The organism is Streptomyces ureilyticus, assembly GCF_011045025.1.
In the GTDB taxonomy this organism is placed as follows: Bacteria; Actinomycetota; Actinomycetes; order Streptomycetales; family Streptomycetaceae; genus Streptomyces; species Streptomyces ureilyticus.
In genome coordinates this window covers 1-2142 of record NZ_JAAKZX010000432.1, presented here as the reverse complement: position 1 = coordinate 2142, position 2142 = coordinate 1, and the positions used below count along the sequence as shown (strand labels likewise).

The following is a 2142-nucleotide window of genomic DNA, read 5'->3' as shown; positions in this document are numbered from 1 at the left end:
CGCGCGGATCGTGTGCGGCGCCGCCAACAACCAGCTCGCGCACCGGGCGTTGACTGCGGGCACGCCGTCGGCGTCGGTGGTTTGCGGTGTGTCCGGTGTGGCGCAGGAACGTGGCCGGGCGGTGTTCGTGTTTCCGGGGCAGGGGTCGCAGTGGCAGGGGATGGCGGTGGGTTTGCTGGATTCCTCGCCGGTGTTTGCGGGGGCGATCGAGGAGTGTGAGCGGGCGCTGGCGCCGTTTGTGGACTGGTCGTTGAGTGAGGTTTTGCGGGGCGGTGGTGCGGCGGCCGAGCGGTGGGAGCAGGTGGATGTGCTGCAGCCGGTGTTGTTCGCGGTGATGGTGTCGCTGGCCGGGGTGTGGCGTTCGATGGGGGTGGAGCCGGCGGCGGTGGTGGGGCATTCGCAGGGTGAGATTGCGGCGGCGTGTGTGGCGGGGGGTTTGTCGCTCGGGGATGCGGCGCGGGTGGTGGCGTTGCGCAGCCGGGCGTTGCGGAGGCTGTCGGGGTTGGGTGGCATGGTCTCGGTGGCGGCCGGCCGGGCGTGGGTGGAGCAGGTGGTGGAGCGCTGGCCGGACCGGGTGGGTGTGGCGGCGGCCAACGGGCCTGGGTCGACGGTGGTCAGTGGTGATGTGCCGGCGTTGGAGGAGTTGCTGGCTTTGTGTGAGGCGGAGGGTGTGCGGGCGCGGCGGGTGCCGGTGGACTACGCCTCGCATTCGGCGCACGTGGAGCAGATCCGTGAGGAACTGCTGCGAGAGCTTGCGGTGGTGGAGCCGGTGGCGTCGCGGGTGCCGTTTTGTTCCGCGGTGACGGGTGACTGGTTGTCGACCGAGCAGCTGGATGCCGAGTACTGGGTGCGTAATCTGCGGCAGCCGGTGGAGTTCGAGACGGCGACCCGGAGTCTGCTGGCGCAGGGGTTGGGGCTGTTCATCGAGTGCAGTCCGCATCCGGTGCTGGCTCCGGGGATCACCGAGACGATTGCCGCGGTGGATGTGCCGGGTGTCGTGGTGGGATCGCTGCGTCGTGACGAGGGCGGTATGGAGCGCTTCGCCACTTCGGTGGCGCAGGCCTACGTCCACGGCGCCGACGTCGACTGGACCGCACTGCTGCCGGGCGGGCGGCAGGTCGAGCTGCCCACCTACGCCTTCCAACGCCGGCGCTACTGGCTGGAGGACGCGCGTTCGGCCGGCAGCGCCCCCGATGCCCTCGGCCTCGACGCGGCACGCCACCCGGTGCTCGGGGCGGCGGTGGAACTGGCCGAGGACCAGGGTGTCGTACTGACCGGACGGCTTTCCGCAAGCACGCATCCCTGGCTGCTCGACCACGTGGTGGACGGCATGGTGCTGCTGCCGGGCACGGCATGGGTGGAACTCGCCGTGCGGGCCGGAGACGAGGTCGGATGCGGCCTGGTCGAGGAATTGACGCTCGAAGCACCACTGACGATCCCCGCAAACGGAACGGTCGCCGTGCAGGTGCGGGTGGGCACGGAGGACCCGTCCGGGCGGCGCTCGCTGAGCGTGCACGCCCGGCCGGCCGGCGCCCGGGACTGGACCCGGCATGCCGATGGCCGGCTCGCCCCCGAGCCCGCGGGCGAGTCGTTCGACCTCACGGTGTGGCCCCCCGCCGGTGCGCAGCCGTTGGCCTTGGACGGTTTCTACGAGGATCTTGCCGCGTCGGGCTACGGCTACGGGCCGGTGTTCCAGGGGCTGCGGGCCGCGTGGCGGTGCGGGGACGACGTCTTCGCCGAGGTCGTCCTGCCCGAGGACCAGGCTGAGGGCGCGGCGGCATTCGGTATCCATCCCGCGCTGCTGGACGCGGCCCTGCACGCGGGTCTGGCCGCCGACCGCGGAGAAGCTCGGGTGCGGTTGCCGTTCACCTGGAACGGCGTGACGCTGTTCGCCCAGGGAGCGACGAACCTCCGCGTTCGCCTGTCCCCGGCCGGCCCGGACACGGTGTCCGTGAGCCTGGCCGACACCGAGGGCCGGCCGGTGGCCCACGTGGATGCCCTGCTCACCCGGGCGGTCGCCGCCGGGCAACTGCGGCAGGCGACCAGTGCCGACCAGGACTCTCTGTTCGCGATTTCGTGGACGCCCGTCTCACCTGTCTCGTCGGTTTCGTCGGAGCGGTGGGTGGTTGTCGGGGAGGGGGG

1 protein-coding gene is annotated in these 2142 nt (G+C 71.7%); it reads left to right on the top strand.

Going from position 1 to position 2142, the window contains the following annotated elements:
• Window positions 1-2142, top strand: a 2142-nt coding sequence (locus G6048_RS47880) for an acyltransferase domain-containing protein (protein ID WP_165345867.1), incomplete at both ends; no start/stop codon positions are given.